Below are 7481 nucleotides of genomic sequence, written 5' to 3'. Positions count from 1 at the left end.
GAACCAGCTCTTTCGGAAGCCGGGCAGCCGGATTTCGAATCTTCGGATTCTTATCCTTTACCCGTTCCTTGATATCTCTCATCCGGTCACCCTCTTTCCGTATCTCTTATCTCATCGGGCAACATCCCGATGTTTCTTTTTTTCCTGCTGTTTCTGCAACTGCTCCAACTGTCTGATTGCTTCATTTACCAGTGGATGCTCGTTGTAATATGGCACAAGTTCCAAATCCCCCCTGTCTTTTGATGACAACGGTAATGGATATTCCATGTCTGAATAAATTGATTCTGGATCATGGATAGAAAACTCAATAGCAGGACACATATTGGCAGATGTTCTACAATACTTCTGGTACTTTTTATATGCCTCTTCCAGCGTTCTGCATTTTGTATATTCTCCTAAATCATGGAACTCACCGCACTCTGCAGCATAAAAAGTTATCGTTACTTCTTCTTTTTTCTTCATTATGATTCTCCCGGTTTTGTTGTCATTAGTTTATAAAGGTCTGTATTCTTTGGGAATGTATTCTCAAATGGTACGATATTCCCAGAGCAACGGATCAGACCACTGCCGACCGATACATTTGTAATATAGGACAGTTGGTTTTCGGAAATATTCAAAAGAGCTGCCAGTTCTTCCCTGTCTGTACTTGCCTGATTCAAAAGAATCAAAAACTCACTGTTTGCCAACATCAGTCTTGCAGTGTCCGATTTCAGAAGTTCCTCAACATTTTGGGTTAAACCTGTCACGAATCCATTGTATTTTCTGATTCTCTTGTACAGTCGGTAGAAGAAATTTGCACTGTATTCATAGCGGAATAACAGATAGAACTCATCGGCAAATATCCATGTCGTTTTTCCTTCTTTCCAGTTCTGAATTACCCTGTTGAAAATACTGTCTAAGGTAACCAGCATTCCAAGAGGCATAAGCTGTTCCCCCAGTTCCCGGATGTCATAATCCATGATCCTGTTCTTCTTATTCACATTGGTCGGCTGTGCAAAGGTGTTCAGGCTTCCATTGATAAAAAGTTCGGATGATAATGCCAGTCCTCTTGCCTCTTCTTCCGGCTGTAACATCAGCTGTCGGTACATATCTTTCAATGTCGGAACTTCTCCGGTATAACCACTTCGGATATAATCCCGGTACACATCTGCAGCACAGCGGTCCAGAATCGACTTTTCTTTTGCCGACAGGTTTCCTGCTCCAACCAACTGTTCAAATACAGACAGAATAAACTCCGATTTTTCAATCAGTGGATTCTTTTCATTTCCGTAGGCTGCGTCCATATCCATTGCATTCAAGTGATTGTCTGATGTCGCAGATACTTTTACAACCTGTCCACCCAAGGCCTCTACTAATTTTGTGAATTCGGACTCCGGATCAAGAATCAGGATATCGTCATCGGTACTCAATGCCAGATGCACAATCTCTTCTTTTGCTGAAAAGCTCTTTCCTGATCCACTGACACCCAACCGGAAACTGTTTCCATTCATCAGTTTCTTCCGGTCGGCTACCAGAAGGTTCTTGCTGACTGCATTCTGCCCATAATAGATACCTCCCGGCTGCAGGATTTCCTGTGTATGGAACGGGATTAAAACAGCCGTTGATTCCGTTGTCAGTGTACGCAGGGCATTGATCTTTCGCAGTCCATAAGGAAGCACTGTATTGAGTCCGTCCACTTGCTGCCACTTTAATGTTGCCATCTGACACAGATGCTTTCTTGCGATTGACAGAATCAGTTCCGTATCGGAATCCAGTTGCTTTTTGCTGTCTGCCAGATGTACCATTGTCAAAATCCCGAACATCATACGCTGGTCTCTGGTTGTCAGATCATCGAGCATTTCCTTGGTTTCTTTTCTCTGAAGTTCCATATCGTATGGTACGATTGCCGAGAAGTTATTATTAGCGTTCTGCCTTCTCTGCCAGTTGGTCACGTTAGTTTCCACACCAAGCAGTCGGTTCTGGATTTCCCTTACCGCTTCATCCGTAGGGACTGGCAGGATATCAATCGACAACATCAGATTCCGGCTGAAGTCACACAGTTCTGAAATCATGTCATCTTTAACATAACTTGCATAATCCTGCATATACAGGACTCTTCCGTACCTGTCACCGATTTTAAAATGGTCACGTTCAAATTCCATAGAATCCGGACACATCCAGTCCTTGAAACTTGTTCCCTTCTTGGCAAATTGTTTCAGATCAAATGGGAATGCCTGTGGGACATCTCCCTTGAAGAAATCCCTGAAAATCTGGAGCCGGCTCTCTGCGTCCAGTCCTTCTGCTGTGGACGATAACTTTGCCAGATGTGTTACGATGTCTGTTCCGATACGTGCAAAATAGGTTCTTGCATCATCAATCGATCTTTTATGTACACTGACGGTCAGATACCGTTCCTGATAGATGCTGTTGTTTGTTCCTGTAATCTTAGACAGGAGCATTTCGTTGTATTCTTCCCGATAGTGGTCCAGTCCATCTTCCTTCATTGGAAGCAGAATAGACTTTTCGAATTCTTCTTTATTGATTCTCCGGTTATTGATGGTAATTTTGGCAGAAATGCCGGAATCCAGTGAATTTAAGAGTTCAGAATAATCCAGAAACATTTCTGTCTTATTGTCCTTACTCGCAATATAATAGTTGATATCTGTAAAACGATATGTTTTTGAGAATTTCGTTCCCTGTTGAAAAATTCCATCCGGCCAGATTCGCTGGATGGGAATTGCCTGTTGGACGGATTTCGGAACTTTGAAGCGTTCCTTATCCATCCGAAGTGCCTGACTTAAGGTTTTAATCAAAGGCATCACTCCTTCCCTTGCGTTTCTTTCTCTGTTTTGCTTCTGCTTTTTGCTCCCGCTCTTTTATGATTTCTGCTCCATCCTTTTGATTCTTTTCTCCCAGCGAGATGGTCTCCTGCATGCAGGAGTAGTAGATATCTTCCGACTGAAACACCAGTTTCTTCGGATACAGCAATTCGGATTTGATCACTGCCCATAAAAACTGTTCGGCTGTCATACCATGATATTTGAAAAAGCCACAGGCAGCAAATGGAGCAGCACCAAGCACACACAGCCATCCGGTTATTTCCTGTCCGGTAATATCACGCATTCCAAAGTAAATTCCGACTGCTGTAAGAATCGCAAGAACAGAACACACACATTGTCTCAGGTCCAGTCCCATAAACATGGATTCCTGATAGTCCCTGATTTCTTTGTTCATCTTTACTTCCATAAATTATCGTTCCTCTCCCCTGTTTTGTTTCTTCGTTTTCTGTGGTTTTTCTTTTGGTACTTCTATCCCGGCAAATCTACAATGTTCTGCAACGCCTTCCGGATCAAATTCCGCAAGTCTTGCTAGATCAAACGCTACCTTCTGATAGGTTGCATATCCTGATCTTCCTGTTTCATTCAACACTTTTCCAAGTTTATGTTCCTTGATAAAATGAAGCATATCCTTGGTAAAATCTCCTGTTATAAAAGCCTCATTTGGCTCTAAAAACTGATAGGGCAGATTAATGGTTACATCTCCAAAATCTTCCCATTCTCTCCCTTCCTTATGGCAGAGTCCTACATATAAATTTCCATTGTTCCGATAAGAGCTCACTCGTATTGCTACTGTCTCACGTCCAAATTCCCAGTTATATCTTAATGTTTTCTTTATATCCATATTTTTAACCTCCAAGTCCCATCATTTCTCTGACAATACGGTCAGATGCCTTAATTGCTCCAACCAGCACCAGTAAATTAAATACCAGTTCTCCGACATAGTTCCACACGATTGTAACTGCACTCAACTCCGTATCTCCGACAGCCGGAGGGCTTGCTGCATAAGCAGAAAAGATAATACATGCCAGTGCAATAATTGCCCCTTCCAGACATACGCCTACATAAGAACGGATAAAGTTCTTTCCAATGGACTGCGTGGGTTCTCCTGCAAATGAGGAAATCGGAATCGGGGCGATTGCCGTATACATATAGATTTTGAACATTCTGCCATACACTGTCAGGATCATTACAAATGACAATACAGTGATCAGCAGACTGCCAAGCAGTGTAACAATCCACAACGGAATGGATTCCAGCATTCCCACGCTCTCAATCTTATCTACAATCTCCGTTGGCAGTTCCGTCACGCTTCCTGCCATACTGGAGCCACTCATTACGGTTGTCACGATTCCCTGCACAATGGAAAACAGTGCCTGCATAAGTTCCATCCCGTATGTAATTGCTCCCTGAGCAAGTGCAAACCGGATAAATGCTTTTAGCACATGTTCCGGCTTTTTCAGATCTGTAAAACTGCCACACGTTTTAATGATTCCGGCTGCGAAAAATAATACCAGTAATCCATAAGCAATGGCTGTCAGTGCATCATTAATATTTACCATAATCCGCCAGATGCCGCCGCCCTTAAAAGTTGCCGGATTTTCGGTCAGCAGAGTCCACAGTTCTGCCATCTTTTCACTCCATGTGGATAGTGCTGAGTTTAGATTCTGTACAATCCAGTTATCACTCAAAAACTCTCACCTCCTTAAACATATTTTTGAATACAGGAGTACCTTCCGGCACTCCTGCTGTTTCCTGATATATTTTTTCAAAGAGGCTTACGCCATAATCAAATCGAGGATTTCTTTGGCGAACGTAATAATTACCCCTCCGGCCAGTGTCAGAAATCCATTTGCCCTCTGGCTTGGATCATGGCTTTTTAAAGACAGACCAACCTGCACAACACCAAATCCAAGCAAAATCAAACCGATCGCACGAATCAGAGAAAAAATAAAGGTAGACAGGTTATTGATAACGGACAACGGATCTCCGGCTGCGAATGCGGTCGTTGCTCCAACCGTTACGGTCAGTACCAGTGCCATATAAAGGCTCATCCACTTTTTCTGTTTTCTCCCCATCGGCATCGGGGTTATCATTTTTTCAGTTGTATTCTTTTTTGTTCTATTTTTTTCTCCTGTGAGAAGTTTCTTCAATACACATCACTCCAATCCATCAAAAAACTGCTATTCACCAAGGATGTCCTCGGTAGACAGCAGTTCGTAATCGTCTAATCTGTTAATGTCAATCTTTAGGTCGTCGTGAGCCAGTGGTGTTTTCGCATAATCATAAGGCGATGCACCACCGTCCTCTGTGTATCTGAAATTCACATGCTTTTTTAAATCATATTTATCGTCCATGATCGGACGCTCCCCACGAATAAACAAAATCGCTTTGCGGTTATCTAAAAGCCGTATTTCATCCGGTGTTAAAAGTTCCCTTCCTGTCTGCTGATAATTCACCGAATAGCTGCCGCTACGCCCTTTTGTCTGTCCGTAGGTATTGGTATCCAATGTCTCTTTTCCCAATAATTCCGAGACATACTTATGTCCTTCTTTTTCATTTCCACCCAGATATAAAAATTCATCGCAGTTGCCGATCAGACTCTCATACGAGTCTTTAAATAAGGCTTTCATCTGTGCAATGTTCTGGATGATGATACTGCAGGAAATCCCTCTGGAACGCATGGTTGCCAGAATCTTGTCAAAATCATCCGGCAAGGCTACGTTTGGCCATTCATCCATAATGCAGTGTACCGGAATCGGAAGCCTTCCTCCGTACTTCCGATCTGCCACATAATACAGTGTCTGAAACAGATTACTGTAAATCATGCCGACCAGATAATTCATGCTGGTGTCTGCATCCGGAATACAGCAAAACAGTGCTACTTTTTTCTCCCCAATACTGTATAAGTCCAGTTCGTCCGTACAGGTCAGGTTGGCGATTTGTTTCAGATTGAACGCTGCCAGACGGACACCAACCGATATCAAAATAGACTTTGCGGTCTTTCCGGCCGCCTGCTTATAAATGGCATACTGCTTGACCGCAATACTCTCTGGGTCCCGCATTTCCAGTCTTTCAAACAAAATGTCCAATGGTGACTGGTAATCCTCATCATCTTCTTTGACCTGTGCGCTTCCAAGCATTTCCATAATCATCGGGAAGTTCTGTTCTTCCGGTGGAGCTTCATGCAGTAAATACAGCATAAGTGCCTGTAAAAGTGCAGTCTCTGACTTTTCCCAGAACGGGTCCGAGCTTTGTGCACCTTTCGGTGTCGTGTTGCGGATCAGGTTGTTAATTAGTTTCAGCACATCCTTGTCATCCCGGACATACGCAAACGGATTATAACACCAGGAAGTCTCCGGATTGATCAAATCAAAAACCCGGACTTCATATCCATTCCGTTCCAGAACACCTCCTGTTTTGCGCAGAAGTTCCGCTTTCGGATCTGTGATCACCATCGAGCAGTTGCACTGCATGATGTTCGGAATCGCATAGGTCCGGCTCTTTCCTGCCCCGGAACCTCCTACTACCAGCACATTTAAATTTCGTTTATGCTTATATCCATCCAGTCCCATGCGGAAATGCTGTGTCAGAAGCAGATTATTCGTGTACTGCTTTTCGCAGTAACGTCTGCAGATTTCGGACACGTTGCCCCATTTTGCGGAACCATGTTCCACGCCTCTTCTATAATTTCTTTTTTGGGATTCATAAATACCAATGCCTAAGAAATAGGCTGCTGTGAATATCAGAATACATTTGAACGTATACGGTGTATACGTGATAAAAAACGGCTGTTCGAGTTTTTCGCTCAGCGTTTCTAAGATTTGAATAAAATTCTTATCCGGTGTAATGGCACAAGCGGTAATCGCTGCCGCCCACCAGACAAATGGCAGAAAGACAAGATACAGAACCCAGTCCTGCTTTTTTGTACTTATCTCTGCAAGTCAGATTCTCTTTTCTTGCGTGGCTTTTCTTCTGGATGTCCCTGTCCTTCTTTCTTATGAAAGGAATCCACTCCCGGTATCAGTGAGAGACTTCTGCCGTTGTCCCACTTAACACCAAGCTGGCCTGCATCATCCACATACTGCACAGTTCCTTCCAGTCCCTGCGGCATACCCGCTTCTCCATCCATCGAATTCAGACAGATTCTTGTTCCTGCCGGATACTGTTCTCTAAATCTTGCCACTTTTTCTCTTGAATAAATGACCAATCAACCACTCCTTTCTCTACCAGAACATGTGTCTGCTAGTATTCGGTTTTGCAACCTGAATAATAACTTTATCTATTCCATCACTGTATCTTCCGGCTGCAAGATATTTACTTCTGAGTCTGTTCAGTGCCTTACGGATCTGCCTTTGTTCCCCGGCTGTAATCTGCAGTCGTTTCTGAGCGAGGTCGTATTCACTTACTTTTTTCAGAAGAGCTTTCGTTTCTTCCAAACATTCATCCTGCTCACTCTGCGCCTGTAGCTCATCATTCAGTGCCACCACGAACATATTTTTCATAATGTTATCCATCTTCAAATAGTATTTTGTCATCTGGCTGACCTCCTTTTTTGTTACACCAACCATATCACAAGACCTCCGTAATAGCTACTCCAACCGTCCAACTTTTTCACTTTTATCGTTCCGGCTGGTTCTTTGCTTTTTTCTCTTTTCCAGATGC

At 43.2% G+C, this 7481-nt stretch carries 9 protein-coding genes; all 9 read right to left on the bottom strand.

Annotated features, from left to right (window positions below):
* Nucleotides 1-111: 111 nt before the first annotated feature.
* Nucleotides 112-462, bottom strand: a complete 351-nt coding sequence (locus tag WMO25_RS12280; RefSeq protein ID WP_151165045.1) for a hypothetical protein — start codon at nt 460-462, stop codon at nt 112-114.
* Complete coding sequence (locus WMO25_RS12275; RefSeq protein ID WP_229027113.1) at nt 462-2792, bottom strand: VirB4-like conjugal transfer ATPase, CD1110 family; 2331 nt, start codon at nt 2790-2792, stop codon at nt 462-464. The genes WMO25_RS12280 and WMO25_RS12275 overlap by 1 nt, the downstream gene beginning before the upstream one ends.
* Nucleotides 2785-3225 (bottom strand): PrgI family protein, encoded by a 441-nt coding sequence (locus WMO25_RS12270; RefSeq protein WP_015513337.1) that lies wholly within the window; start codon nt 3223-3225, stop codon nt 2785-2787. Before WMO25_RS12270 ends, WMO25_RS12275 begins: the two co-directional genes overlap by 8 nt.
* A 3-nt stretch (nt 3226-3228) precedes the next feature.
* Nucleotides 3229-3660, bottom strand: a complete 432-nt coding sequence (locus tag WMO25_RS12265; protein ID WP_195257200.1) for a DUF4313 domain-containing protein — start codon at nt 3658-3660, stop codon at nt 3229-3231.
* Nucleotides 3661-3664: 4 nt separating this feature from the next.
* Nucleotides 3665-4507, bottom strand: coding sequence for a VirB6/TrbL-like conjugal transfer protein, CD1112 family (locus WMO25_RS12260; protein ID WP_172590441.1), 843 nt, complete (start codon nt 4505-4507; stop codon nt 3665-3667).
* An 87-nt stretch (nt 4508-4594) separates the two neighbouring features.
* Nucleotides 4595-4912, bottom strand: coding sequence for a glutamyl-tRNA amidotransferase (locus WMO25_RS12255; protein ID WP_044927371.1), 318 nt, complete (start codon nt 4910-4912; stop codon nt 4595-4597).
* An 87-nt stretch (nt 4913-4999) separates the two neighbouring features.
* Nucleotides 5000-6493, bottom strand: coding sequence for a VirD4-like conjugal transfer protein, CD1115 family (locus WMO25_RS12250; protein ID WP_256922714.1), 1494 nt, complete (start codon nt 6491-6493; stop codon nt 5000-5002).
* 254 nt (nt 6494-6747) lie between these two features.
* On the bottom strand, nt 6748-7002 hold the full coding sequence (locus WMO25_RS12245; protein WP_349085532.1) for a DUF4314 domain-containing protein: 255 nt from the start codon (nt 7000-7002) through the stop codon (nt 6748-6750).
* Between the two features lie 40 nt (nt 7003-7042).
* Entirely contained in the window at nt 7043-7387 is a 345-nt protein-coding gene (locus WMO25_RS12240; RefSeq protein ID WP_007884627.1) for a hypothetical protein, read from the bottom strand.
* Nucleotides 7388-7481 lie beyond the last annotated feature (94 nt).

The sequence above is a fragment of the Coprococcus intestinihominis genome (assembly GCF_040096555.1).
Lineage (GTDB): Bacteria > Bacillota > Clostridia > Lachnospirales > Lachnospiraceae > Coprococcus_A > Coprococcus_A intestinihominis.
The sequence above is the reverse complement of the archived record's forward strand: the minus strand, read 5'-3'. Positions and strand labels throughout refer to the sequence as shown.

Bases quoted from the DNA above. Each gene is read 5' to 3' on its own strand.
- WMO25_RS12280 (WP_151165045.1), bottom strand. From the start codon at position 462: ATGAAGAAAAAAGAAGAAGTAACGATAACTTTTTATGCTGCAGAGTGC.
- WMO25_RS12265 (WP_195257200.1), bottom strand. From the start codon at position 3,660: ATGGATATAAAGAAAACATTAAGATATAACTGGGAATTTGGACGTGAG.
- WMO25_RS12240 (WP_007884627.1), bottom strand. From the start codon at position 7,387: ATGGTTGGTGTAACAAAAAAGGAGGTCAGCCAGATGACAAAATACTAT.
- WMO25_RS12270 (WP_015513337.1), bottom strand. From the start codon at position 3,225: ATGGAAGTAAAGATGAACAAAGAAATCAGGGACTATCAGGAATCCATG.
- WMO25_RS12255 (WP_044927371.1), bottom strand. From the start codon at position 4,912: ATGATAACCCCGATGCCGATGGGGAGAAAACAGAAAAAGTGGATGAGC.